General features: G+C 62.6%; 25 protein-coding genes and 1 tRNA gene. 12 read left to right on the top strand and 14 right to left on the bottom strand.

The window, feature by feature from the left end:
• Positions 1-101: 101 nt before the first annotated feature.
• A complete protein-coding gene (locus SJI03_RS28420) occupies positions 102-878 on the bottom strand; it encodes an enoyl-CoA hydratase (protein ID WP_322429403.1) in 777 nt (258 codons plus the stop codon).
• A gap of 76 nt (positions 879-954) precedes the next feature.
• Between SJI03_RS28420 and SJI03_RS28415 the strand changes: the two genes are divergently transcribed.
• Positions 955-2256, top strand: a complete 1302-nt coding sequence (locus SJI03_RS28415) for an MFS transporter (RefSeq protein WP_322429402.1) — start codon at positions 955-957, stop codon at positions 2254-2256.
• Between the two features lie 137 nt (positions 2257-2393).
• Positions 2394-2831, top strand: a complete 438-nt coding sequence (locus SJI03_RS28410) for a universal stress protein (protein WP_034785626.1) — start codon at positions 2394-2396, stop codon at positions 2829-2831.
• Between the two features lie 29 nt (positions 2832-2860).
• Here the strand turns inward: SJI03_RS28410 and SJI03_RS28405 are convergent, their stop codons facing one another.
• Positions 2861-4090 carry a murein transglycosylase A gene (locus SJI03_RS28405; RefSeq protein ID WP_322429401.1) on the bottom strand — a complete coding sequence of 410 codons (1230 nt, stop codon included), beginning with the start codon at positions 4088-4090 and terminating at the stop codon, positions 2861-2863.
• 49 nt (positions 4091-4139) lie between these two features.
• On the opposite strand from SJI03_RS28405, the gene SJI03_RS28400 reads away from it, so the two are divergent.
• Entirely contained in the window at positions 4140-4286 is a 147-nt protein-coding gene (locus tag SJI03_RS28400; RefSeq protein ID WP_167468630.1) for a hypothetical protein, read from the top strand.
• Positions 4287-4309: 23 nt separating this feature from the next.
• Here the strand turns inward: SJI03_RS28400 and apaG are convergent, their stop codons facing one another.
• Positions 4310-4684 carry a Co2+/Mg2+ efflux protein ApaG gene (gene apaG / locus SJI03_RS28395; RefSeq protein ID WP_035828598.1) on the bottom strand — a complete coding sequence of 125 codons (375 nt, stop codon included), beginning with the start codon at positions 4682-4684 and terminating at the stop codon, positions 4310-4312.
• Positions 4685-4849: 165 nt separating this feature from the next.
• Between apaG and rpe the strand changes: the two genes are divergently transcribed.
• The 7 genes from rpe (at position 4850) to SJI03_RS28360 (ending at position 10997) form a co-directional block, all read left to right on the top strand.
• Entirely contained in the window at positions 4850-5524 is a 675-nt protein-coding gene (rpe, locus tag SJI03_RS28390) for a ribulose-phosphate 3-epimerase (protein WP_034753544.1), read from the top strand.
• Positions 5524-6228, top strand: coding sequence for a phosphoglycolate phosphatase (locus SJI03_RS28385; RefSeq protein ID WP_099378623.1), 705 nt, complete (start codon positions 5524-5526; stop codon positions 6226-6228). Before rpe ends, SJI03_RS28385 begins: the two co-directional genes overlap by 1 nt.
• A 269-nt stretch (positions 6229-6497) precedes the next feature.
• The gene (gene trpE / locus SJI03_RS28380) at positions 6498-7994 is read left to right on the top strand and encodes an anthranilate synthase component I (protein ID WP_099401427.1); all 1497 of its coding nucleotides are present in this window, start codon (positions 6498-6500) and stop codon (positions 7992-7994) included.
• A gap of 1 nt (position 7995) precedes the next feature.
• On the top strand, positions 7996-8559 hold the full coding sequence (locus tag SJI03_RS28375; protein ID WP_099378621.1) for an aminodeoxychorismate/anthranilate synthase component II: 564 nt from the start codon (positions 7996-7998) through the stop codon (positions 8557-8559).
• Between the two features lie 65 nt (positions 8560-8624).
• Positions 8625-9668 (top strand): anthranilate phosphoribosyltransferase, encoded by a 1044-nt coding sequence (trpD, locus tag SJI03_RS28370; protein ID WP_322429400.1) that lies wholly within the window; start codon positions 8625-8627, stop codon positions 9666-9668.
• Positions 9669-9702: 34 nt separating this feature from the next.
• Complete coding sequence (gene trpC, locus SJI03_RS28365) at positions 9703-10503, top strand: indole-3-glycerol phosphate synthase TrpC (RefSeq protein WP_099378619.1); 801 nt, start codon at positions 9703-9705, stop codon at positions 10501-10503.
• Between the two features lie 20 nt (positions 10504-10523).
• Positions 10524-10997: a hypothetical protein gene (locus SJI03_RS28360; RefSeq protein ID WP_322429399.1), complete on the top strand. Its 474-nt coding sequence runs from the start codon at positions 10524-10526 to the stop codon at positions 10995-10997.
• Here the strand turns inward: SJI03_RS28360 and SJI03_RS28355 are convergent.
• The 9 genes from SJI03_RS28355 to dkgB form a co-directional block, all read right to left on the bottom strand.
• Positions 10948-12123, bottom strand: coding sequence for a GGDEF domain-containing protein (locus SJI03_RS28355; protein WP_099378617.1), 1176 nt, complete (start codon positions 12121-12123; stop codon positions 10948-10950). The two genes, SJI03_RS28360 and SJI03_RS28355, sit on opposite strands and share 50 nt — an antisense overlap.
• A gap of 214 nt (positions 12124-12337) precedes the next feature.
• Entirely contained in the window at positions 12338-14230 is a 1893-nt protein-coding gene (locus tag SJI03_RS28350; RefSeq protein WP_322429398.1) for a M61 family metallopeptidase, read from the bottom strand.
• Positions 14231-14257: 27 nt separating this feature from the next.
• Positions 14258-14866: a nucleotidyltransferase family protein gene (locus tag SJI03_RS28345; RefSeq protein WP_322429397.1), complete on the bottom strand. Its 609-nt coding sequence runs from the start codon at positions 14864-14866 to the stop codon at positions 14258-14260.
• A gap of 13 nt (positions 14867-14879) precedes the next feature.
• Complete coding sequence (locus SJI03_RS28340) at positions 14880-17153, bottom strand: xanthine dehydrogenase family protein molybdopterin-binding subunit (RefSeq protein WP_322429396.1); 2274 nt, start codon at positions 17151-17153, stop codon at positions 14880-14882.
• Between the two features lie 10 nt (positions 17154-17163).
• Positions 17164-17622, bottom strand: coding sequence for a (2Fe-2S)-binding protein (locus SJI03_RS28335; protein WP_099378614.1), 459 nt, complete (start codon positions 17620-17622; stop codon positions 17164-17166).
• Between the two features lie 132 nt (positions 17623-17754).
• Positions 17755-18471 carry a DsbC family protein gene (locus SJI03_RS28330; RefSeq protein ID WP_199534415.1) on the bottom strand — a complete coding sequence of 239 codons (717 nt, stop codon included), beginning with the start codon at positions 18469-18471 and terminating at the stop codon, positions 17755-17757.
• Positions 18472-18630: 159 nt separating this feature from the next.
• Positions 18631-19869 carry an FAD-dependent monooxygenase gene (locus tag SJI03_RS28325; protein WP_322429395.1) on the bottom strand — a complete coding sequence of 413 codons (1239 nt, stop codon included), beginning with the start codon at positions 19867-19869 and terminating at the stop codon, positions 18631-18633.
• Between the two features lie 66 nt (positions 19870-19935).
• A complete protein-coding gene (locus tag SJI03_RS28320; protein ID WP_322429394.1) occupies positions 19936-20865 on the bottom strand; it encodes a TIGR03571 family LLM class oxidoreductase in 930 nt (309 codons plus the stop codon).
• Positions 20866-20875: 10 nt separating this feature from the next.
• A complete protein-coding gene (gene dkgB, locus SJI03_RS28315) occupies positions 20876-21700 on the bottom strand; it encodes a 2,5-didehydrogluconate reductase DkgB (protein ID WP_322429393.1) in 825 nt (274 codons plus the stop codon).
• 186 nt (positions 21701-21886) lie between these two features.
• Between dkgB and SJI03_RS28310 the strand changes: the two genes are divergently transcribed.
• Positions 21887-21962 (top strand) — tRNA-Phe (locus SJI03_RS28310).
• A 134-nt stretch (positions 21963-22096) separates the two neighbouring features.
• Here the strand turns inward: SJI03_RS28310 and SJI03_RS28305 are convergent.
• Entirely contained in the window at positions 22097-22636 is a 540-nt protein-coding gene (locus SJI03_RS28305; protein WP_099401417.1) for a DUF2058 domain-containing protein, read from the bottom strand.
• A gap of 266 nt (positions 22637-22902) precedes the next feature.
• Here SJI03_RS28305 and SJI03_RS28300 point away from each other — a divergent pair, with 266 nt between their 5' ends.
• On the top strand, positions 22903-23208 hold the full coding sequence (locus tag SJI03_RS28300) for a PsiF family protein (RefSeq protein WP_322429392.1): 306 nt from the start codon (positions 22903-22905) through the stop codon (positions 23206-23208).
• Between the two features lie 53 nt (positions 23209-23261).
• On the opposite strand, the gene SJI03_RS28295 is transcribed toward SJI03_RS28300, so the two are convergent.
• Positions 23262-24090, bottom strand: an 829-nt coding sequence (locus SJI03_RS28295) for an IS1595 family transposase (RefSeq protein WP_322429391.1), incomplete at its 5' end; no start/stop codon positions are given.

The following is a 24090-nucleotide window of genomic DNA, read 5'->3' as shown; positions in this document are numbered from 1 at the left end:
GTTTGCAGCATTTCGTCAACCTTCTTTTTTACTACCCAGCCCCTGAAGGCCGCCCCTTTTGTGCCGCAAACCAGTGCGTCTCATCGGGGAGGCGAATCATATCAAAGACCGTCGAAGTTTGGCAAGCGCTTTTCAAGGAAAGCGTGCATGCCTTCTTTTTGAGCAGGCGTACCGAAGGCAGCCTGGAACAAACGACGCTCGTAGGCGACACCATCGCTCAAGGTGGTTTCAAAGGCGCGGTTGACGCAATCCTTGATCATCATGGCCACCGAGGTCGGCATGGCGGCGATGGTTCTGGCGGCAGCCACGGTTTCTTCCAGCAATTTATCAGCAGGCACCACGCGCGACACGAGGCCGATGCGTTCCGCCTCGGCGGCATCGATGGTGCGCGCCGTCAGCAACAGGTCCATGGCCTTGGCCTTGCCGATGGCGCGCGGCAGACGCTGCGTACCGCCCGCACCCGGCGTGACGCCGACCTTGATTTCCGGCTGGCCAAATTTGGCGCTGTCGGCGGCAATCAGGAAATCGCACATCATGGCCAGTTCGCAGCCGCCACCAAGCGCATAGCCAGCCACCGCACCCACCACAGGTTTGCGCACGCGCAAGATATGCTCCCAGTTGCGGCTGATGTAGCCCTGGGTAAAGGTGTCCGGGTAGGTGTAATCGGCCATGGCGGCGATATCGGCGCCAGCGGCAAACGCTTTTTCGCTGCCCGTGAGCACGATACAGCCGATATTGTCATCCGCGTCGAACTTCAGCAAGGCGTCGCCCAGCTCATTCATCATGTTGTCGTTCAAGGCGTTCAATGCCTTTGGGCGATTCAGGCGGATGACCGCCACCTTGTCCTGGATGTCGATGATCAGGTCTTCGTATTGCATAGTGTCTCCTCTCGATAAACGGTGCAACGATTGTAGCGGCTAACGGCAGCGGCGCGGCGGGTGCGCTGCTATTATTGTGAACCCGGTCACCTTTATCGAGCAGCGTATTTTCTCCTCCCTCTTCCAGTACTGCGCCAGCTACCTGCGCGGCGACGGCAGCGCCGCCAGCGTCAATTTCCGCCGCTTGTGGTTCAGCAACGGCCTCAATTGCTTCGGCGCCCAGATCACCTCGCTGGCCCTGCCCCTGTGCGCGGTACTATTACTACATGCGACACCGGAGCAGATGGGCGTGCTGGTCGCCTTGCAGGCACTGCCGTTCGCCCTGTTCGGCTTGCCCGTCGGCGTGCTGCTGGACCGGCGCAGCAAGCACCCGATCATGCTGTTCAGCGAAAGCATGTCCGGCCTGGCCCTGGCCAGCGTGGCCGTGGCCTATTGGTGCGGCGTGCTGTCGATGCCATGGTTATATATAGTGGGGTTCATCATCGGCACGGGCTTCGTCGTTGGTGGCGGCGCCGAGCAAGTGTTTCTGACTTTCCTGGTGGGCCGCGACGGCTTGATCGATGCGCAATCGAAATTTGCCGCCACCGAATCGGCTTCGCGCCTGATCGGCCCCGGCCTGGCCGGCGTGCTGGTGCAAGTGCTGTCCGCACCCGTCGCCATCCTGTGCACGGCGTGCGGCTATCTGGTTTCCGTCTTTAATTTGCGCGCCATGAGCGTACGCGATCCGCGTCCCGCACCATCCGACAAGCACGCCTTGCGCGACATCGCTGACGGCTTGCTGTTCGTCTGGCGCGAACCGCTGCTGCGCGCGCTGGCCTGGGGCGCCGGCATCTGGCACTTCCTCTTTTACGCCAGCATGGCTTTGACGGTGCTGTTCGCCACGCGCGACCTGGGCATGAGTCCTGGTGTGCTGGGCATGACGCAGATGCTCGGTGGCGCCGGCGTCTTGCTCAGCGCCTTCATCGTCAAGCCGCTGACGCGCCGCTACGGCGCCGGACGCACGATCCTGATCGGGCTGGCGTCCACCTCCGTGTGCTTTGCGCTGACGCCAACGATACCCGCCGCGCTGTTCGACAGCGCGGCCGCCAGCGCCGTAGCGTATGCCATCTTGATGTTCTTTTTCGATTGCGGCGTGATGCTGTTCTTTATTCCCTACCTGGGCTTGCGCCAGAAGGTCACGCCCGATCCCATGCTGGGCCGCATGACGTCCACCATGCGCTTCCTGACGGTGGCGACGGCACCGCTGGGGGCGCTGGCCGCCGGCTGGGTAGCGGAACACTTCGGCGTGCGCAATGGCCTCGCTTGCATCGCGGCAGGCAGCATTATGTTGACCGTCGCCATGGTGTGGGGCACGCCGCTGCGTAGCGTGCGCACCTGATGCGATGAACGGGCATACACTGCTGAAAGATTGCTTTGGCGACACTATTCACGCCAAAGCCTGTGAGGTTTGATTTACATCAAGGTTTTAATTGATGTAAATCCATAAGCTGTCTTACATCACTTGAGGAGCACGCTATGTTTAACACCATCTTATTTCCTACCGACGGCTCGCCGTTGTCCGACAAAGCCGCCGAGACCGCCCTCGCCTTCGCCCAATTGAACAAGGCCAAGCTGGTCGCCATCAGCGTGGTGCAGCCTTTCCCGTTCTCGCCGATGGCCGATGGCGGCATCGTGCTCGACGCCAGCCTGTATGAACAGCAGATGCAGGAAGCGTCGCAACGCGCCATCGACAAGATCGGCGCAGCGGCAAGCGCCGCCGGCGTACCCTTCGAAGGCGTGGTCGCCGTGTCGCCGAGCCCGCACGATGAAATCGTCAACGCGGCGCAGACCTACCATTGCGACATCATCCTGATGGCCTCGCATGGCCGCAAGGGCTTGAACAAGCTATTCGTGGGCAGCGAAACGCAAAAAGTGCTGGCGCATACCCATCTGCCAGTCATGGTTCTGCGCTAAGCCACGGTCTGCCCGGCGCCGCGAGAAACTCAGCGCGCCGGCGCCTGTTTCGGCAACAACACCCACACGGCGCCGCTCTGTTTCATGCGGCCCGCATTCTCGGCCGCTTCCGCGCCAAAGCCAAAGAAATAATCGACCCGGATCGGCCCGCGAATGGCGCCGCCCGTATCCTGCGCCATCACCAGGCGCTGCATGGGAATCTCGCTATTGGCTTGCGTGGTGGACAAAAATACGGGCGCACCCAGCGGCAGGAAGCGCGAATCGATGGCTACCGAGCGCTGCGGCGTCAGCGGCACGCCCAGCGCCCCCTTCGGACCCACTTTCGGGTCAGGCAAACGCTCTTCCTTGAAGAAGACATAGCTGGGATTGGCGTTGAACAATTCATCCTTGCGCGTGGGGTGGCCGGCGATCCACGCCTTGATGCCCTGCGCGGACGCTTGGCTCAGGGTCAGCTCGCCCTTGTCGACCAGGTAGCGGCCAATCGATTTATACGGGTGGCCGTTTTGATCCGCATACGCCACGCGCACGGTTTCCTGCGTATCGGTCAGCTGCACGCGCCCGGAACCCTGTACTTGCAGGAAGAAGGCCTCGACTTCATCATCCACCCACAGCAATTCCTTGCCCGTGACGGACGTGGCGCGCTCGATGTCGGCGCGGGTGGCGTACGGCACCACCTTCTTGCCCACCAGCTTGCCCCGCAAGCGCATATTCTTCAGTTCCGGATACACGCCCGACAAATCCACCGAGACCAGGTCGTCAGGCACCTTGTACAGCGGTGTCTGGTATGGACCGCCGCGCTTGCGCGCGCCGTGCAGCAAGGGTTCGTAGTAACCGGTCACCAAGCCAGTATAGGCGCCATCGGCGGCCACCACTTGATTAGGCACAAAGAAAGTCTCGAAAAACAGGCGGATGGCCTTGTCGCTGTCCGCATTCACCTGGCGCGCGATTGTGCACGACTCTTTCCAGTCCGGACGCTTGACCAGCACGCCGCACGACGCCATGAAGGCGGGCCAGGCGGCACGCATGTCGTCGCGGGCCCAGCCAGGCAAGGCGGCAAACTTGGCGGGCACAAAGGTTGGAGCTGCCACATCCGTGGCATCCTTGGCGTCGGCCGGCTTGGCAGGCACAGGCTTGACGACGGTCGGCGCGATGGCGGGCGCCTTGCCGCTGGAAGCAGCGGGCGGCGCGGGTGGCGTGGTGCAGGCGGATAAAGCAAGCGCGACGGCGCCGATTGAAACGGGTAGACTACCGCGTGTCAACAGACGGCGGGTAAATACTAAGCTGCGGGTAAATAACATAGGAGTGCGTATGTGGATCTTGATGATAGAGGCGCTGGTAGCGTTCTTCTTGCTGGCATTTATAGTCTGGTGGACCATGTATTCAGGCAAAAAGCCCGCACCGCCGGCGCGCAAGCAGCTCAGTGAAGAACAGGACGCCACCGAAAAACTGAAGTAAGGGGGCAAACCCCCGGCGTTTCCTTAATGCAGGGTGCGCGGCACCGACAGCACGAATTCGGGAATTAAAGCTTCGAACTGGTGACCATCTTCGGCCACGCAAAAGTATTCACCGTGCATCGAGCCTTGCGGCGTGCCCAGCATGGTGCCGCTCGTGTATTCGAACTGTTCGCCCGGCTGCAGCAGCGGCTGGTGGCCGACGGCGCCCAGGCCGCGCACCTCTTCCACCTTGTTGTTCGCATCCGTGATGACCCAGTGGCGCGAAATCAGTTGCGCGCCAGCCGTGCCCGTGTTGACGACGCGGATCGTGTAGCTGAACACGTGCCGCCCCTGGTCCGGTGCCGATTGCTCGGGCAGGTATTGCGTCTTGACCGTTACCGTAAATTCATAAGTCGCCATCGTCATTCCTATTCAGACATTGCCAGTCATATTGTGTATCGCGCGCGACGCATAGGCCATCGCGCGATGCGTATTCTGTGTTTCACCGTACTTCAATGAGGCATGGTAACGGCGTCAGGCGTAAAATAGCGCAAATCGCATTTTCTATCCTTTGGCTACTTCACCATGACAACATTCCGTATCGCTCCCAGCATCCTGTCCGCCGACTTTGCCCGCCTGGGCGAGGAAGTGCGCAACGTCGTTACCGCCGGCGCCGACATCATCCACTTCGACGTGATGGATAACCATTACGTGCCGAACCTGACCATCGGCCCGCTGGTATGCGAAGCGATCCGCCCGCACGTGCAAGTCCCCATCGATGTGCACCTGATGGTCAAGCCTGTCGATCGCATTATCCCGGATTTCGCCAAGGCTGGCGCGAACATCATCACCTTTCACCCGGAAGCGTCGGATCACGTCGACCGTTCCTTGCAACTGATCCGCGACAATGGCTGCAAATCGGGCCTGGTATTCAACCCCGGCACGCCGCTGCATTACCTGGAACACGTGATGGACAAGATCGACATCATCCTGATCATGTCCGTCAATCCGGGCTTCGGCGGCCAGTCCTTCATTCCGCAAGCATTGAAAAAAATCGCCGAAGCGCGCCGCATGATCGACGAATCGGGCCGTGACATCATGCTGGAAGTCGATGGCGGCATCAAGATCGACAACATCGCCGCCGCCGCTGCCGCTGGCGCCGATACCTTTGTCGCAGGCTCGGCCATCTTCGGCAAGCCCGACTACAAAGCCGTCATCGACGCCATGCGCGCCGAACTGGCAGCCGTCAAGGGCGCCTGATGCAAGCGGGCACGGTGAAAGACCACGTACTGGCCGGGGTGCGCGCCGCCATCATCGACCTCGATGGCACGATGCTCGACACCGTGCCCGATTTCCATGTCGCCATCAATGGCATGCGCGCCGAACTGGACCTGGCGCCCATCAGCGCCGACGCCATCAAGCTGATGGTCGGCAAAGGCTCGGAAAACCTGATCCGCACCGTGCTGGCGCTCGACTTCGATGCGGCCGGCGTGGAACAGCATTTCGAGCAGGCGATGGACGGCTACCAGCGCCACTACCTGGCCATCAACGGCCAGTTCAGCACTCTGTACCCGGACGTGGAAGCGGGGCTGGCGGCGATGAAGGCGGCAGGCTTGCGCCTGGCCTGCGTCACCAACAAGCCGATCGCCTTCGCCCTGCCCCTGCTGAAACTGAAAAACCTGGACCAGTATTTCGAGATCGTCTACGGCGGCGATTCGCTGCCGCAGAAAAAACCGCACCCCATGCCGCTGCTGCAAGTGTGTGCGGACTTCGACCTGGCGCCATCCAAAGTGGTGGCCATCGGCGACTCCTCGAATGACGCGCAAGCGGCCAGGGCTGCGGCTTGCCCCGTACTGACGGTACCGTATGGATACAATCACGGACACTCTATACACGATACCGATTCCGATGGTATAGTAAAGACACTGCTCGAAGCAGCCCGTTTTATTGGCATGCAAAACTAACCGGCATACTGACCAAACCCAACACCATATCGTGAACACGTTTCTCATCAAAAAACACAATGTCACCCAAACCGGCTCGATTGAGGCCTGGCTTTGGCGACGCTGGCAATCCTGGCAGGCCTAAGGGCCGAGCCGTTACGATTGCTGCCGGCTGCACACGCGTCCTTTGCGCATTTTGCGCATGTTGCATGTACCGGCAAGTTTTTTGATAACCCACCGCAGGGTTTGTGCACTATGCACACTCATACCCTGACGGCATGGAGAGAAACATGACCGAACTCGAATTCAAATCGCTGGCCCAGCAAGGCTACAACCGCATCCCCCTGATCGCGGAAGCGTTCGCCGACCTGGAAACACCGCTCACCCTGTACCTGAAACTGGCACAGGCCCAACAAGGTGGCAAGAACACCTTCCTGCTCGAATCCGTCGTCGGCGGCGAACGCTTCGGCCGATATTCCTTCATCGGCTTGCCCGCCACGACCGTGTTGCGCAGCTATGGCAAGCGCACCGAAATCGTCAAGAACGGCGTCGTGATCGAAGAGCACGAAGGCAATCCGCTCGACTTCATCGAACAGTTCCAGTCGCGCTTCAAAGTGGCCCTGCGCCCCGGCATGCCGCGCTTCTGCGGCGGCCTGGCCGGCTACTTCGGCTACGACACCGTGCGCCACATCGAGAAAAAACTGGCCGGCGGCGCGCCGAAAGATGACTTGAAGCTGCCCGACATCCAGCTGATGGTGACGGAAGAACTGGCCGTCATCGACAATCTGTCCGGCAAACTGTATTTGATCGTTTACGCCGACACCACGCAGCCCGAATCGTTTTCGAAAGCACAGCAGCGCCTGAAGGACTTGCGCATGATGCTGCGCCGCGGTGTCGATGCGCCCGTCACCAGCGCTTCCGTGCGCACGGAAACCATCCGCGATTTTTCCAAGGAAGACTACCTGAAGGCCGTCGCCAAGGCGCATGAATACGTGATGGCGGGCGACCTGATGCAAGTGCAGATCGGCCAGCGCATCCGCAAGCCGTATGTCGATTCGCCGCTGACCCTGTACCGCGCCTTGCGTTCGCTCAACCCGTCGCCGTATATGTACTTCTATAATTTCGGTGACATGCAGATCATCGGCGCCTCGCCGGAAATCCTGGTGCGCAACGAGAAGACGGCGGACGGCGGCAAGAAAGTCACCCTGCGCCCCATCGCCGGCACCCGTCCGCGCGGCGCCACGCCAGAGCGCGACGCCGAACTGTCGGCCGAACTGCTGGCCGATCCGAAAGAGATCGCCGAGCACGTGATGCTGATCGACCTGGCGCGCAACGACATCGGCCGCATCGCCGAGACGGGCAGCGTACACGTCACCGACCGCATGGTCATCGAAAAATACTCGCATGTGCAGCACATCGTCTCGAACGTGGAAGGCACCCTCAAGGAGGGCCTGTCGAACCTGGATGTGCTGCGCGCAACCTTCCCCGCCGGCACCCTGACGGGTGCGCCGAAAGTGCGCGCCATGGAAGTGATCGACGAACTGGAAATCACCAAGCGCGGCATCTACGGCGGCGCCTGCGGCTACCTGTCGTTTGGCGGCGAAATGGATGTGGCCATCGCCATCCGCACGGGCGTGGTCAAGGACGGCATGCTGTACGTACAGGCCGCGGCCGGCATCGTGGCCGACTCCATCCCCGAAATGGAATGGCAGGAAACCGAAAACAAGGCGCGCGCCGTGCTGCGCGCCGCCGAACAAGTGCAAGATGGCCTGGATGGAGGGTTTTAAGATGCTGCTCATGATCGACAACTACGACTCCTTCACCTACAACATCGTGCAGTATTTCGGCGAATTGGGCGAAGACGTGCGGGTCTACCGCAACGATGAAATCACGATCGCACAGATCGAGGCGCTGAACCCGGACCGCATCTGCATCTCGCCCGGCCCGAAAGCACCGGCACAGGCGGGTATTTCGGTGGAAGTGCTCAAGCACTTCGCCGGCAAGAAGCCGATACTGGGCGTGTGCCTGGGCCACCAGGCCATCGGCGAAGCGTTTGGCGGCAAGGTCATCCGCGCCAAGCAAGTCATGCATGGCAAGACTTCCCTCATCGCGCATACGGGCGTGGGTGTCTTCAAGGACATCCCCAGCCCCTTCACAGTGATCCGCTACCACTCTTTGGCGATCGAACGCGCCTCGCTGCCTTCCTGCCTGGAAGTGACAGCGTGGACGGACGACGGCGAAATCATGGGCGTGCGCCACAGGGAATACGATATCGAGGGCGTGCAGTTCCACCCCGAATCGATCCTCTCGGAGCACGGCCACGCCCTGCTGAAGAATTTTCTCGAGCGCTGATTTTCCGCGCACGCTGCGGCGTGCCATCAGTGTCCTCCTGCGCCATCATTGAAGAAGGAAGCATCATGCCGATCACACCACAAGAAGCCCTGCTGCGCTGCATCGAACACCGCGAAATCTTTCACGACGAAATGCTGTACCTGTTCCGCCAGATCATGTCCGGCGAAATGTCGCCCACCATGATCGCCGCGCTCACCATGGGCTTGCGCGTGAAAAAGGAAACCATCGGCGAAATCGCCGCCGCCGCGCAAGTGATGCGCGAGTTTTCCACCAAGGTGCCCATGGCCGACACCACCAACCTGCTCGACATCGTCGGCACGGGCGGCGACGGCGCGCACACTTTCAATATTTCCACCGCCTCGATGTTCGTGGTGGCGGCCGCCGGCGCGCGCGTGGCCAAGCATGGCGGGCGCAGCGTATCTTCCTCGTCCGGCAGCGCCGACGTGCTGGACTCCCTGGGCGTCAACATCAACCTGCAGCCCGAGCAGATCGCCCAGTCGATCGCGCAAACGGGCATCGGCTTCATGTACGCGCCCAACCACCATGCGGCCATGAAGCATGCGGCGCCCGTGCGCAAGGAACTGGGCGTGCGCACGATCTTCAACATCCTCGGCCCGCTGACGAATCCGGCCGGTGCGCCGAACATTTTGATGGGCGTGTTCCACGCCGACCTGGTCGGCATCCAGGTGCGCGTGCTGCAGCGCCTGGGCGCGCAGCATGCCATCGTCGTGTATGGCCGCGACAATATGGATGAAGTGTCGCTCGGTGCGGCCACCATGGTGGGTGAACTGGTCAACGGCGAAATCCGCGAATATGAAATCCATCCCGAGGACTTCGGCATGTCGATGATCGCCAGCCGCAACCTGAAGGTAGCCGATGCCGTCGAATCGAAAGCGAAGATGATGGAAGCGCTGCGCGGCGAACCAGGCGCGGCCGCCGACATCGTCGCCCTGAATGCTGGCACGGCGCTGTACGCGGCCGGCGTGGCCAGTTCGATCGAAGACGGCCTGGCGCGCGCGCGCACCGCCGTCAGCTCGGGCGCGGCGCTGGCGAAACTCGCTCAATTCGTGCAGGTCACGCAGCAACTTGGCACCCCGGCGCGAGCGTAAGCGCCCTGCCCTCCTTTATAGAATAGCGATCATCATGTCCGACATACTCGATAAAATCCTGGCCGTGAAAGCCGATGAAGTGGCCAAGGCCAAGGCCCACCGCAGCCTGGCCAGCCTGCGCAGCGACGTGGAAAGCGACAGCGCCCTGCGCGCCGGCCTGCGCGGCTTTGAAGCAAGCCTGCGCCAGCACATCGCCGACGGCAAGCCCGGTATCATCGCCGAAATCAAAAAAGCCTCGCCATCGAAAGGCGTCATTCGCGCCGACTTCCGCCCATTTGATATCGCCGCCAGCTATGCGGCGCATGGCGCGGCTTGCCTGTCCGTGCTGACGGACGAACAGTTCTTCCAGGGATCCGTGGCATATCTGCAGCAGGCGCGCGCCGCCTGCGCCATTCCCGTGCTGCGCAAGGACTTCATGGTCGACATGTACCAGATCTATGAAGCGCGCGCCATGGGTGCCGACTGCATCCTCCTGATCGTCGCGGCGCTCGACCACGGCCTGATGGCGGAAATGGAAGCGTGCGCCCACGAACTTGGCATGGGCGTGCTGATCGAAAGCCACGATGGCGACGAGCTGACGGCGGCCCTGAAACTCAAGAGCCCGCTGATCGGCATCAACAACCGCAACCTGCGCACCTTCGAAACCTCGCTCGACACGACCATCAAGCTGTTACCGCGCATCCCGCAGGACAAATTGATCATCACGGAATCGGGCATCCACAGCACGGCCGACGTGCAACGCATGCGCGAGGCGCACATCCACAGCTTCCTCGTGGGCGAAGCGTTCATGCGCGCGCCAGACCCCGGCGTGGAGCTGGAACGCCTGTTCAGTTAAAGCATGGTAGTCTGGCAGACATGAGACACGCGATCATCGTCCTTGCCACTGCTGCCCTGCTGTCGGCTTGCCAGACTGCGCCCCCGCCCTTGGGCCGCACACCCTCGCCAGTGGAGCGCACGCCCCCTGGCACACCGGCCGCGATACAGCTCGCCGCCAGCATCGACGCCTACAAGGCGCTGGTGGCGCAGCAGATCATGTCCGCCAACTCAGAATACACGTTCAGCGGGCGCCTGCCGCCCATGCTGCCGGCCATCGTCGTGCTCGACCTGAGCGTGGGCCCCGACGGCGAACTGAAAAGCGTGCACGTCCACCGCTCGCGCGACAGCGAAGCATCGGCCGCGGCGCTGGCCGCCGTGCGGCGCGTGCCAACCCTCTTTCCGCCAGCGGCACACCTGATGCGCCGCCACGCCCGGACCTTCGATTTCTCCGAAACCTTCCTCTTCAACGACCAGTACCGGTTCCAACTGCGGACCTTGTCCGGTCCACAGTAAACGCGGCGGTATCGAGTTCAATGCGGTCGCGTCCCCGTTCCTTGGCCAGGTACAGGGCCGCATCGGCGCGCGACAACAGCTGTTCCAGCCCTTCCACCACCGATGCCTGGCAAGCGATGCCGATGCTGACCGTACACGATGGCAGCCCCGCATGACTGGGCTCGCGCAGCAAGGCGCGGATGCGTTCGGCCACGCCCAGCGCATTATGCGCCGGCATGTCCGGCATCAGCACGACGAACTCCTCGCCGCCGAAACGCGCCACGCAATCCGATTCGCGCAAGGCGCCTTTGATAACGGCGGCCACATGCGCCAGCACCTGGTCACCCACCGCGTGACCGTAGCGATCATTGATCAATTTGAAGTAATCGAGGTCGATGCTGAGTAATGTCAGCGGCAAACGGTGGCGGCGCAGATTGCCTATCTCGCGCGCATAGGCGTCGCCAAAGCCGCGCCGGTTCAGCACCTGCGTCAGCGGATCGTGGGTCGAGCGGCGCTCCAGTATCTGCTGCAGGCGGCGCGTCGCCACCGTCATGAAGCCCACCGTCAGCAGCAGCGCCATGAAATTGGCCACCGCCAGATAGATGCCGGCCGGCGTGCCGGCCACCGTCAGGTTCACGCTGGCGCCGCCATGCAGCAAGGCTGACACGCCGCGCGCCAGCACCACGACGGCTTGCATCAGCATCAGCGCGCCAAAGAAAAAACTGGAGAAATGACGTTCGCCATGGCGCCACACCAGTTGCACCTGGCGCGCATAAAACAGGAAGACCAGCAGGGAAAAGACCGCCACGCGCGCCGAGAAATCGGGGTGCACCAGCAGCCACCAGCTGTTGCCGGCGATGGCCAGGGCAAGTATCAGCAGATAGGCGCGGCGGCTGGGCGCCAGACCAAAGAATTTCTCCGTGCCCAACATCGACAGGCCGATGCCGGCCACCAGCGCCGCATTGGCCGCGATCATGGACAACGCCGGCGGCAGCACCTCGCGGGTGCCGAACAGCAGGGACGCACACACCAGCAACAGCAAGCCGGCCGCCCAATGCCCCAGGCCATGCACCTCGCGCCGGAAACTGCGATACACCGAGAACATGACGATGCTCATCGCCCCGCACATCAGGGTCGTCATCAGCATGATCGTTCGAGGATCGAGGGTTTGCACGTTGGGCGCGATCGAAAAGAAGCAGTTCGGCAATTTTAGTTTAGTTAAAGAAAAATTAGTTCATTTGCAGTAAATATGCTGGCTGTCCGCGGCTGCCGGCGGATAAGTTGCATTTGAGAAATTGCTGCCTGAAATAGAAAACCGGCCAGTGACGGCCGGTTTTCTGTCTTGCCGCGTGACGAACAGCTTATACAGCGCTAGGACGCTTCGGTCCCGTGGCCTTCTTTGGCGCCGGCAGCAGGGTCAGGCTGACACCGGGCACGCGGTCGCCCTGCAGCACGGCCGCAAACGTCATCAGCTCGTCGCGGCGGAAGGCGTGGATGGCTACCTTGGCGCCGACGGCGTAACGGCCCAGCAAGGTGTCCAGGTTGGTGCCCGTCACGCGCAAGCCATCGACGGCCACCAGCACGTCGCCCGCCGACAGGCCAGCTACGTGAGCAGCGCCGCCCTGGTGTACCTGCGCCAATTTGGCGTCGTTGCCGTCGCGGCCCAGGTTGACGTCCAGGCTGGCTTTCTCGGCCTTGCGCGCATCGCTGTATTTCACGCCGAACGGCGCCAGCAGGCGCGCCAGCGGCACGTCGTCCGTGCCGCGGATATAGCGCTCGAAGAACGGCTTCATGCGCGTGCCGGCAATCTCATCGAACAGGGCTTCGACTTCGGCCGGCGTCACGCCGCGCGCTTTACCCTTGTAGAAATCGCGGCCATAGCGCTGCCACAGCGCCTGCATCACGTCGTCCAGCGATTTCTCTCCATTCGTCTTGCTGCGGATCGTCAGGTCGAAGGCCAGCGCGATCAGCGAACCCTTGGTGTAGTAGCTGACGATGGCGTTCGGCGCGTTTTCATCCTGGCGGTAGTACTTGCCCCAGGCGTCGAAGCTGGAATCGGCCACGCTTTGCTTGCTGCGGCCGCTGCCGCGCAAGACGCTGTTGACAGTTTTCCCGAGCAATTTGAAATAGGCCGCTTCATCGATCAGGCCAGCGCGCACCAGCATGAGGTCATCGTAATAGCTGGTGAAGCCTTCGAAGAGCCACAGCAGCGGCGAATAGCTTTCCGCCTGCAGGTTGTACGGCGCGAAGGCGGCCGGCTTGATGCGCTTGACGTTCCAGGTGTGGAAGTACTCGTGGCTGCACAGGCCGAGGAATTTCAGGTAGCCGTCGCCGATCTCGGTGCTGGTCGAAGCCGTCGTCGGCAAGTCGGCGCGGGCGCAGATCAGCGCCGTCGAGGCGCGGTGTTCCAGGCCGCCATAACCATCGCCGACGGCCATGGTCATGAACACGTAGCGCTCCATCGGCGCTTTCTTTGTCTTCGGCTCGAAGAAGGCAATCTGCGTTTCGCAGATCGCTTTCAGGTCGCGGCACAAGCGGTCCAGGTCCAGGTTCGGCACCTTGCCCGTGACGACGATATCGTGCGGCACGCCATGCGCATTGAAGGTGGCCAGCGCGAAGTCGCCCATCTCCACCGGGTGGTCGATCAGCTCATCGTAGTTGGCCGCCTGGTAGCTGCCGAAGCCATAGCGCTTCGCCTTGAGTTCCGGCAGGGTGGTGGCCACTCGCCAGGTCTTGCAGGCCGCATCCTTCGGCTGCACGATGTGCACTTCATGGGCGTCGGATTCCTGGCCCAGCACGCGCAGGAACACGCTGGTGCCGTTGAAGAAGCCGTGGTTCTGGTCCAGGTGGGCGGCGCGCACGGACAGGTCCCAGGCATACACGTCGTATTCGACCGTCAACTGGCCCTGGCACGGGGCGGCTTGCCACGAGTGCTTGTCCAACTTGGTCAGCGCCACGGCCTTGCCTTCGGACTCGGCACGGATGCTGACGATGTTGCGCGAAAATTCACGGATCATGTAGCTGCCCGGAATCCAGGCCGGCAAGGCAAATACCTGGCCGATGGCGGCCGGCGACTTGACCGTCAACGTCACCTTGAACATGTGGCCGGCCAAGTCTGAAGCGGCGATGCTGTAGATGATGCCGGCGGCCGGTGCGGCTTTTGCCCTGGTTTTCGCAACGGCTTTGCTTGTGGCTTTGCCGCTTGCCTTGGCTTCCGCCTTGGCGGTGATTTTTTGAATCGGTGCTTTCTTCATGTTTTCCTCGTGTCTGGCATGGATGTTCTACAATCGCCCGGGCGCGCCAGGCACCGGCGACAAATCGTCAGGTGTATCAATATCGCGCAAGATGCCGCTGTCGTCCACTGTCACTTCGCACACGGCATGGCTGCGCACAATGCTGCGCGCGCCCTGATCGCCATCGAGCGCCAGCAGCAGCGGCAAGTGAAAGGCGCTGAACGCGACAGGATTGCCGCGCCGTCCCTGGAACACGGGCACGGCGATGTGCGCGCCATCGTCGATGGCGTGCGACAAGGCGGCGATTGTAGCCGCTTCCACGTAAGGCATGTCGCCCAGGGCAATCAGCCAGCCCGGCGCGCCGCGCACGTAGTCGATGGCGCAGGTGAGCGAGGCGGCCATGCCCGTGTCGGCGTCATGGCAGACGCGCACCTCGCAGCCCAGCGCACCGAGCGCGCGCGCCACCTGCGTGTCGTCGGCACGCACCACGGCCAGCACGCGCGGCAAGGCCGCCAGCATGGCTTTTGCGGCCGCCACCACGACCGACAAGCCCGCATGCGGGCCTTCCGTCAACGGCTGCAGTAATTTGTTCTGCACGCCGGAAGGGTCGAACCTGCGTCCCCTTCCGGCTGCCAGCAAGATGCCGACCGTACTCAAAAAACCGCTGCCGTCATGCGGCCGCCAGGTCGAACGGCAGCTTGCGCAGGCGCTTGCCCGTCAGGGCGAACAGCGCATTGGCGAATGCGGGCGCCAGCGGCGGCACGCCCGGCTCGCCCATCCCCGTCGGCGCGTCGCCCGATGGCACCAGGTGTACCTCGATCACCGGCATGTCGGGCATGCGCGGCACCGGATAGTCGCCGAAGTTCTGCTGCTGCACCACGCCATCCTTGAGCGTGATGGCCGCGCCGGGGATGGTCATGCCCAGCGCCATCAGCGCGGCGCCCTGCACTTGCGCCTCGATCGTCAGGGGATTGACGGCCAGGTTGCAATGCACGCCTGCCCACACCTGATGCAGCTTGGGCGCGCCTTCCACCACGGACGCCGTCACCACGTAGGCGACGACGGAATTGAACGACTCGTGCATGGCCACACCCCAGGCCTGTCCTTTCGGCAGCTTCTTCTTGCCATAACCGGACTTGGCCACGGCCAGGTCCAGCGCGGCGATGTGGCGCGTGTGCTTCGCGTCGATCAGCTGCTTGCGGTAGGCGACGGGGTCCATCTTCGCCACGTGCGCCGCCTCGTCGATCAGGGTTTCCATGACAAAGGCCGTATGCGTCGAGCCGACGGAGCGCCACCACAGCACGGGCACGTTCGCCTTGGCCGTATGCACGGACAATTTCATCGGCAAGGTGTACGGCTCGCCCATGCCTTCGACCATGGTGCCGTCGACGCCATTTTTCACCATGAAGGCTTCGAACGGCGTGCCGGCCATAATAGACTGGCCCACGATGGTGTGGTCCCAGGCGAGGATCTTGCCCTTGGCGTCGAGGCCGATCTGCGCGCGGTGCACATGCGACGGCCGGTAGTAGCCGCCCTTGATGTCATCCTCGCGGCTCCACATCAGCTTTAAGGGGCCGCTCTTGCCCGCCGCCCGGTATGCCTTGGCGACGTTGACGGCTTCGACCACGTAGTCGGAACTAGGCACGGCGCGCCGGCCGAAGCCGCCGCCGGCCATCATCGTGTGCAGGGTTACTTGTTCCGGTTTCAGGCCGGAAGTAGCCGCGATGGCCGCCTGGTCGCCGGTCTGGAATTGCGAGCCCACCCACATCGTGCATTTGTCCGCTTGCAGGTCGACCACGCAATTGAGCGGCTCCATCGGCGCGTGCGCCAGGTAGGGGAACTCGTACACGGCTTCGATCTTTTTCGACGCCTTGGCCAGCTTGCCCATGTCGGCAGGTTTGGCGACCGTGCCCGGCGTTTTCGCCAGCGCCTTGAAGGCGGCCAGCTGCTTGTCGCTGCTGACCTTTTCCACGGCGCCCGTATCCCACTCGATCACCAGCGCGTCGCGTCCCTGCTTGGCGGGCCAGTAGCCGTCGGCGATGACGGCCACGCCGCTGCCGCCACGGTCGGTCTTCACTTCCAGCACCTCGAGCACGCCCTTGATGGCTTTCGCCTTGCTGGCGTCGAATTTCGCCACCTTGGCGCCAAACACGGGCGGGCGCGCCACCATGGCCACTTTCGCGCCGGGCGGCTTGAAGTCGATGCCGAACTGCTGCTTGCCCGTCGATTTGGCGGCCGCGTCCAGGCGTTTCACGGGTTTGCCGATGATAGCAAAGTCGCGCGGGTCTTTCAGCTTGACGGTGGCGGGCACGGGCTGGCGCATGGCCGCGTCGGCAAGTTCGCCATACGTCGCTTTTTGTCCGCCGGGGCCATACAGCACGCCCTTGGCGGCGCGCACCTGATCGGGACTGACTTTCCACTGCGCGGCAGCGGCGCCCACCAGCATGGCGCGCGCCTTCGCGCCGATTTCGCGGTACTGCGTAAACGAGTGGGCGATGCTGCCCGAGCCACCCGTCATCTGCATGCCGTAGGCCGCATCCTTGTACTGCTCGCCGGCCGGCGCCAGGGCGCCGTGCACCAGGCTCCAGTCGGCGTCGAGTTCCTCGGCGATCAGCATGGGCAAGCTCGTTTGCACGCCCTGGCCGAATTCCAGCCGGTTCACCTGCACCGTCACCGAATTATCGGGAGCGATGTGCAAGAAGGCGTTCGGCGCATACACGGGCTTGGCGGGAGCGGCATCGGCCGCCTGCGCCAGCTTGCCTGCGCCGGGCAGGAAAAAGCCCAGCATCAAGCCGCCGCCGGCCACCGCGCCGGCCTTCATGAAACCGCGCCGCGACACGCCATCGGCCGCGCCAGCGACAACCACCGGCGCCGATGCCAGCGCCGCGCCCAGGGTCACGCCGCCATGCTGCAATGCTTCCTGATTCAACCATTCGATACGCATGTCGTTCTCCTCAGGCCAGGGTCTTGGCCGCGTCCTTGATGGCTGCGCGGATCCGTTGATAGGTGCCGCAGCGGCAGATATTGCCGCTCATGGCGCCGTCGATGTCTGCATCGCTGGGTGCCTTGTTGGTGCGCAGCAGCGCCGTGGCGCTCATCACCTGGCCGCTTTGACAGTAGCCGCATTGCGGCACGTCGTGGCGCACCCACGCCGCCTGCACGGCCTTGCCCACCTGGTCGTTTTCCATCGCTTCGATGGTGGTGATCTTTTGCGCGCCCACCGAGGAAATCGGCGTGATGCACGAGCGAATGGGCTGGCCGTCGAGGTGCACCGTGCAGGCGCCGCACAGGGCCGCGCCGCAACCGAACTTGGTGCCCGTCATGTTCAGGTTATCGCGCAGCGCCCACAGGATGGGCGTGGATGGATCGGCGTCGACCTGCGTGTCGCTTCCGTTGATATTCAAGGTAATCATCTGCTGCTTCCCCTTTTTTGGATTGTTATGGCGTCTACGAACAACACTTGATGATACGACAGCGGAAAAAAGTGCAAAAAAAAGCGCGCCTTGCGAGGGCGCGCCGTCCAGCCTTCCTGGCGACAGCCCGGATTACTTAATGGTCGAGAATTTCTGTTCCAGCGTTTTCGCATCGACCGCGCCCGGAATGCGGCTGCCGTCGGCAAAGAAGATGGCTGGCGTGCCCGAGACACGCAATTGCTGGCCCAGGGCCAGGATTTTTTCATGCGGGTTGGCGCACGTGGCGGCCACCGTTGCCGGCGCCTTGCCGTTCAACATCCAGTCATCCCAGGCCTTGTTGCGGTCCGGTGCGCACCACACATTGCGCGACTTGACGATGGAATCAGGGGACAGGATGTTGTACATGAAGGTGTAGACGGTGACGTTGTCGATTTCCTTCAGCGCATTCTGGCGGAAGCGCTTGCAATAGCCGCAGTTCGGATCTTCGAACACGGCGATCACGCGCTTGCCATTGCCCTTGACAGTCTTCATGGCGGAGTCGAGCGGCAGGTCGGAGAACTTGATGCGGTTGACTTCATCCAGGCGCACCTTGGTCAGGTCTTGCGACGTCTTGGCGTCAAAGACGTGGCCGACGAACAGGTATTGCGCAGCTTTGTCCGTGTACAGGATGTCGCCGCCCGTGCGCACTTCGTACAGGCCGCCGTATGGCGTTTCCTTGACCGAATCGACCTTGGCGCCTTCGCCCAGGCGCGGCTCGATCAGCTTCTTGATGTTTGCTTCCGTCGGCGTTTCCGCGCCGGCGCACGACATCATCAGGCCCGAGGCCATTACCAATGCGATTCTGCTCATTTTGATCACTATCACTTCTCCACTTGAAACGCCTGGCGGGACTGGCCTCTGGCCCGGCATCATTATCTCTTTGACAAAACGATCGCCGCAGACGAGCTGCGGCGACCTTGAATTTTCACATCTGCCATTATCCGGCGATATCTTAAGATTCGCTGATATTTACTGATGTCCCAATGCGTGCGCAATCATTTTTCGCTTCAGGGCCGGCAATTTATCCAGCAAGTTTAATCCCAAATTGCGAACCACGCGCAACGGTTCCAGATCGGCGCCAAATAATCGCGCCAGGCCGTCGGTGGCCAGCTGCATCAGCAGCACGTCTTCCTTGCGCGCGCGCGCATAGCGGGCCAGCACGCGCTCGTCGCCGATGCCGCGGTGCGCTTCGCGTTCGCTGATCGTCTTGACCAGCTGCGCCACGTCGGCAAAGCCCAGGTTCATGCCATGCCCGGCCATCGGATGGACCACGTGGGCGGCGTCGCCGACCAAAGCCACGCGCGGCGCCACCATGGCGTGCGGACGCATCAGGGTCAATGGAAAGGCGCGCACCAGCTCCGGCTGCAACGGCGTGAGCTTGCCCAACTTGTCGTTGCAGTATGCGGCCAGGCGCGCGGCCAGGGCATCGGCCGATTCAGCCATCAAGGTATCGGCCAGCGCATCGGGCGCCGACCAGACGAGCGAGACGCGGTCACCCGGCAGCGGCAGCAGCGCGACGATGCCTTCGCTGCCCGTGAACCACTGGTGGGCCGCGCCATGGTGCGGCTTTTCGCAGGCGAAGTTGCTGACCACGCCGCGCTGGCCGTAAGAGCGGTAATCGAGGCCGATGTCGCACTGGCCCCGCACCCACGACTGGGCACCATCCGCGCCCACCACCAGCGCGCAGGTGATGGTGTCGCCGCCATCGAGGTGCACGATGGCCGAATCGTTCGTCCATTCCAGGCGGCTGGCGCGGCCCTGCAGCACGCTGACGTTCGGCGCGAATTTGAGGGCGGCGTCCAGCGCCTGGCCCAGGTTGCGGTCTTCGATGATCCACGCCAGAGTGCCCACATGGGCGCCGTAGGCGTCGAAACCGAGTCCGCCCGCCTGCGCGCCGTCGCCGTTGACCAGCATGGCGTCAACGGGCGCCACCCTGTCGGCCGCGAGCGCGCCCCACACCTTCAGCGACGACAGCAACTGGTGCGCCGTGTGATTGAGCGCATACACGCGCACGTCCCAGCTAGCTTCGACCGGCTTGGCAGCCGAAGCGGGGGCGGGCGGGCTCACCGGGGATAACAGGGTGACGCTTTGTCCTGCCTGGGCAAACGCCAGCGCCGTGGTTTTCGCGATGGCGCCATTGCCGACGATGCAAACGTCGCTGTGGCTATGCATGAAGCGCCGCATGGTAGGGGGAGTGGGACTGTTCATGCGGCCATTATAGCGTTTGCCCCACCCTTTTCAGCTAGTCCCGAAGTACGGGACGCGTGCCCCAGATCAAGCGGCGCCATGAAAGACGGGCAGCACGTGGTCCGCGATCTCCTGCATCGTCTCGGCCAGCGGGCGGCGGTTCTGCCGCAACTGCAAGCCGATATGCCGCACGCCGGCCGCGCGCATGGCGTGCAGCTCCGCGATCAAGCCATCGCGCCCCGTACGGCCGCCGAAGCGGAAGCGCTGCAGCGGCAGGTTCGGATCCTCATCCAGGTCCAGGTGGATGAAGCTGACATACGGCTTGTCCTCTCCGGCCACGGCGCGCCATTGCGCCGAACGCCACATATGGTCTTCCGGCGTGCCCGGATAGGCGAGCCAGCCATCCATCTGCGCGCCGATCCACGCGGGCGACTGCTGCGCCAGCCCCGCCACCAGCAGCGGCAAGGGCGCGGCGGGTTTGGGCAGCAGACGGATGCCGGGCGGCAGGCGCATCTCGCCCCAGTCGCGCAGCATGGCGACCTGCTCGCGAAAGGCGGTGCCGCGCTGGTCGAAATCGCGACCAAACACGGGATACTCGACGGGCCGGTCGCCGCTGGCCACGCCCAGCAGCAAACGCCCGCCGCTCAACTGGTCCACGCTGGCCGCCGCTTTTAACGTCAGCACCAGCTCACGCAGCGGCAGCACCACGGCGGCCGTGCCCAGCAAGATGTTCTCCGTGATGCCGGCCAGGTAGCCGAGGTAAGTAAACACCTCGAAGACCTGGGCCGCGTCGCCGAACGACGGGTCGTACAGGGGCACGTCGCGCAGCCACAGGGCCCGAAAATCCAGGCGGTCGGCCAGCTTCGCCAGCGCCGCATGCTGTTTCAGGTCAGGTTCGCCCGGCACCCGGCCGGACGCCGCATTCGCCTGGCGTCCCGTGGACGACCAGTCATTATCGAGCGGCAGTTCCAGGCCGATACTGAAACCGCCCTGCCCCAGCTTTTGCATCGCAGTCATGGGCTTCACCTCAATCCCACTGCGGCGCCAGCCCGTCCGGGTTGGCCAGGCGCTCGCCACGCTCCAGCGTCGCCATCTGCGCCATCTCGTCCGGCGACAGGGTGATGCGCTGGAAATGCAGGTTCGCTTCCAGGTTGGCGCGCCGAGTCGACGACGGGATCACGGCAAAGCCCTGCTGCAGCGACCAGCTCAGGGCCACTTGTGCCGGCGTCACGCCGTACCTGGCGGCGATGGCCGCGATCACGGGATCCGCCATCACCTTGCCATACGCGAGCGGCATGTAGGCCGTGATGTGGATGCCTTGGCTGCGCGCGAAGTCGATGACTTTGCGGTTTTGCAGGAACGGGTGGATCTCGATCTGCTGCGTGGCGATTTCTGCCGCGCCCACCGTATCGATGGCTTGCCGCAGCTGCGCGTTGGTAAAATTCGACACGCCGATGGCCCTGGTCAGCCCCTGCGCCTTGGCATCCGCCAGCGCCGCCATGTAGTCGGCCACGGGAATCGCGTCTTGCGGCGACGGCCAGTGGATCAGGGTCAGGTCCAGCTGTTCCAGCCGCAGCTTGTGCAGGCTGTCTTTCAAACTTGGAATCAGCTTGTCGCGCTGCAGGCTCTCGATCCATATCTTGGTGGTGACGAACAACTCGTCGCGCGGGACGGCGCTGGCGGCGATCGCCTGCCCCACTTCGGCTTCATTGCCATAGATTTGCGCCGTATCGATATGGCGGTAGCCGACGTCCAGGCCCGTGGTGACGGAATCGATAACGACCTGGCCCTGCAGGCGGAAAGTGCCCAGGCCGATTTCAGGGATGGCGGTGTGTTGGGTGCTGGTGTTCATGCGGTAGTCCTCTCAAATAGATTTCGATGACCACACTATGCGCCCATCTTTTGTTGAGAAAAATACCGTTTATATCAAATCATATTTGACCCACGCGCAAGTAACGCAATGCCGATCCGGGAAATACAGGAAAAGTCGCAGCCGGCTCTTGCATTCCCGTTTTGGTCTGCTATAATTCGCCACCTTGGCCTGGTAGCTCAGTCGGTAGAGCAGAGGATTGAAAATCCTTGTGTCGGTGGTTCGATTCCGCCCCGGGCCACCAAGAATTCGTTATACGTTCAAAAACGCCACCTTCGGGTGGCGTTTTTGTTTCTGCAGCATTTGTATTCCACGCAGGCCGTTTCCGGCCCGCGCGCTACCATCATCCCGCACATTGGGTGCCGGACGATTCCCCTCTTACCACATCAAATCATCCGGAATTTGGAACGCCGCATACGGATCGTCCTCATCCACTTCCGTGCTGGCCTGTTTCACGCGCACGACGATGGCGGGGTCGCGTTCGGCGATCTTGTCGGCGATGATGCGCGGCACCAGTTCCACGGCGCCGCCCAGGCAGATGATGACCAGGCGGCCCGCCACCAGGTGGGCTTGCACGGCGGCCGTCACGTAGATGCGCTCGATCTTGTTGTTGAACGTAAAGTTATACGGCACGTCGCCGTTGTTGCCCTTGCTCTGGCGGTTTTTTAGCACCATTTGCGCGATCTGCGCCACGATGGCCTTCTGGTTGGCGGCCGCGTCGCGCTGGGCGTTCAGTTCGCGCGCCCGTTCCGCGTTCTTGCGCTGCGTCTCGAGCGCGGCCAGGCGCACTTCGTCAACGCTTTGCGTGCCGCTCTTGCGCTCGTCCTTTTTTTGCTTGCTCTTGTCCTGGTTGGCCAGCTTGACCTTCTTCTTGTCGACCAGGCCGGCCTTTAAAAACTGCTCTTGCAACGAGACCATAACTACTCCGTATTGAGGGTGCGCCGGCCAAGGCAGCGGCATCGGCCGGGGGAAAGACGCTAGCATAACAAAAAATAGGAGCGCTGCCGCCGCAACATGGCTGCACGGACCAGCCGGGCAGCGCCTTCTGTCTGCCAGTAACAAAAAGACACACTCGAGTGGAAATTTTGTTGATAAATGTCATATAGTTAGTTACGTTTTGCATATCGGCATTCTCTGCCGGTTGCATCGCCCCCTTCCACTGACTGCGTCTACAAGGATTTGCCATGAAACAATTAATCGCCCTCTGCATCGCCGCCGCGTTTGCCAGCACCGCCTTTGCCGCCGCGCCGGAAGCGGCGCCTGTCGCCAAGACGGCCCAACAGTCAAAAATGACGACCTGCAATGCGGACGCCGCCGGCAAGAAAGGCGATGAGCGCAAGGCCTTCATGAAGGAATGCCTGAGCGCCAAACCGGCGCCGGCCATGACGCAGCAAAACAAGATGAAAGCGTGCAATGTCGACGCCAAGGACATGAAGGGCGATACCCGCAAGGCTTTCATGAAGGAATGCCTGAGCGCGCCGAAGAAATAAGCGCCTCGCCGCTTGCCCCACAACGCCAGCATCATGCTGGCGTTTTTTTATGGCTATGTCACCGTCAAATGTGGGAATGCGCCCAGCGTTGCTTTCAATAACGTTTCCGGTGAGCGGATACGCCTGGCGTCGAGTATCCAGCGCCATCCCAGGTAGTTCGACAGGTAGCGCGTCGCCACGCCATGAAACGGACCCAGCCATTGCCGCAAACGGCTGTGATAGGCATTGACGTTCTGCACATGGGCGGCGCCCTGCACGCGGATGCCGGCGCGCAAGTTGACGGCCTGGTGGCTGATGCCCGCTTCCCTCGCAAAGGCCCGGTAGGCGGCATGGCCATCGGTCACCAGCAGCACGTCCTTGTCGATAACGGGTAACAAGCAATGATGCAGCTGCGCTTTCGTCAACGCCCCTTTTCCCGTGACAAAATCGAGCGTCTGCCCCGTGCGGTCGCGTGCCACCAGGATGCAGACCTGTTCATTGGAAATGCCGCGCTTGTGGGCATGGCCGCCCCGGCGGCGCGCCGGACGCGTCATGTTTCTGGATCCCTTTTCCGATTCCAGCAGATATAACTCGTCGGCTTCGGCAATGCCGTGCAGACCATGCGGTCTGTCCGTCTTTGCCAACGACAAAAACCGGTGGCGCCAGCGGAACGTAGTGTTACGGTGTACGCCCAGCTGTAACGCCGCCTTGCGCACGGAATCCGATGCCAGAAGGCAATCGGCGTAGTCGAGCCACAGCGCCTTGTGGCGCAAGCGGGCCAGCGGCGTGCCAGTCAAGGCATTGAAGGTGCGGCCGCAGGACATGCAGCGGTAGCGCTGCAAACCGTGCGCATGGCCATGCCGGTGCAATTGGTCTGAATGGCAAGCGGGACAGGCCAATCGC

Source organism: Janthinobacterium sp. GMG1 (assembly GCF_034427795.1).
Classification (GTDB): domain Bacteria; phylum Pseudomonadota; class Gammaproteobacteria; order Burkholderiales; family Burkholderiaceae_D; genus Janthinobacterium.
This window is presented reverse-complemented; position numbering and strand designations above follow the sequence as displayed.

What these genes read in the sequence shown, in the direction of transcription:
- SJI03_RS28420 (WP_322429403.1), bottom strand. Translation starts at nt 878, where the DNA reads ATGCAATACGAAGACCTGATCATCGACATCCAGGACAAGGTGGCGGTC.
- SJI03_RS28410 (WP_034785626.1), top strand. Translation starts at nt 2,394, where the DNA reads ATGTTTAACACCATCTTATTTCCTACCGACGGCTCGCCGTTGTCCGAC.
- SJI03_RS28400 (WP_167468630.1), top strand. Translation starts at nt 4,140, where the DNA reads ATGTGGATCTTGATGATAGAGGCGCTGGTAGCGTTCTTCTTGCTGGCA.
- apaG (WP_035828598.1), bottom strand. Translation starts at nt 4,684, where the DNA reads ATGGCGACTTATGAATTTACGGTAACGGTCAAGACGCAATACCTGCCC.
- rpe (WP_034753544.1), top strand. Translation starts at nt 4,850, where the DNA reads ATGACAACATTCCGTATCGCTCCCAGCATCCTGTCCGCCGACTTTGCC.
- SJI03_RS28385 (WP_099378623.1), top strand. Translation starts at nt 5,524, where the DNA reads ATGCAAGCGGGCACGGTGAAAGACCACGTACTGGCCGGGGTGCGCGCC.
- trpE (WP_099401427.1), top strand. Translation starts at nt 6,498, where the DNA reads ATGACCGAACTCGAATTCAAATCGCTGGCCCAGCAAGGCTACAACCGC.
- SJI03_RS28375 (WP_099378621.1), top strand. Translation starts at nt 7,996, where the DNA reads ATGCTGCTCATGATCGACAACTACGACTCCTTCACCTACAACATCGTG.
- trpD (WP_322429400.1), top strand. Translation starts at nt 8,625, where the DNA reads ATGCCGATCACACCACAAGAAGCCCTGCTGCGCTGCATCGAACACCGC.
- trpC (WP_099378619.1), top strand. Translation starts at nt 9,703, where the DNA reads ATGTCCGACATACTCGATAAAATCCTGGCCGTGAAAGCCGATGAAGTG.
- SJI03_RS28360 (WP_322429399.1), top strand. Translation starts at nt 10,524, where the DNA reads ATGAGACACGCGATCATCGTCCTTGCCACTGCTGCCCTGCTGTCGGCT.
- SJI03_RS28355 (WP_099378617.1), bottom strand. Translation starts at nt 12,123, where the DNA reads ATGCTGATGACGACCCTGATGTGCGGGGCGATGAGCATCGTCATGTTC.
- SJI03_RS28350 (WP_322429398.1), bottom strand. Translation starts at nt 14,230, where the DNA reads ATGAAGAAAGCACCGATTCAAAAAATCACCGCCAAGGCGGAAGCCAAG.
- SJI03_RS28340 (WP_322429396.1), bottom strand. Translation starts at nt 17,153, where the DNA reads ATGCGTATCGAATGGTTGAATCAGGAAGCATTGCAGCATGGCGGCGTG.
- SJI03_RS28335 (WP_099378614.1), bottom strand. Translation starts at nt 17,622, where the DNA reads ATGATTACCTTGAATATCAACGGAAGCGACACGCAGGTCGACGCCGAT.
- SJI03_RS28330 (WP_199534415.1), bottom strand. Translation starts at nt 18,471, where the DNA reads ATGAGCAGAATCGCATTGGTAATGGCCTCGGGCCTGATGATGTCGTGC.
- SJI03_RS28325 (WP_322429395.1), bottom strand. Translation starts at nt 19,869, where the DNA reads ATGAACAGTCCCACTCCCCCTACCATGCGGCGCTTCATGCATAGCCAC.
- SJI03_RS28320 (WP_322429394.1), bottom strand. Translation starts at nt 20,865, where the DNA reads ATGACTGCGATGCAAAAGCTGGGGCAGGGCGGTTTCAGTATCGGCCTG.
- dkgB (WP_322429393.1), bottom strand. Translation starts at nt 21,700, where the DNA reads ATGAACACCAGCACCCAACACACCGCCATCCCTGAAATCGGCCTGGGC.
- SJI03_RS28305 (WP_099401417.1), bottom strand. Translation starts at nt 22,636, where the DNA reads ATGGTCTCGTTGCAAGAGCAGTTTTTAAAGGCCGGCCTGGTCGACAAG.
- SJI03_RS28300 (WP_322429392.1), top strand. Translation starts at nt 22,903, where the DNA reads ATGAAACAATTAATCGCCCTCTGCATCGCCGCCGCGTTTGCCAGCACC.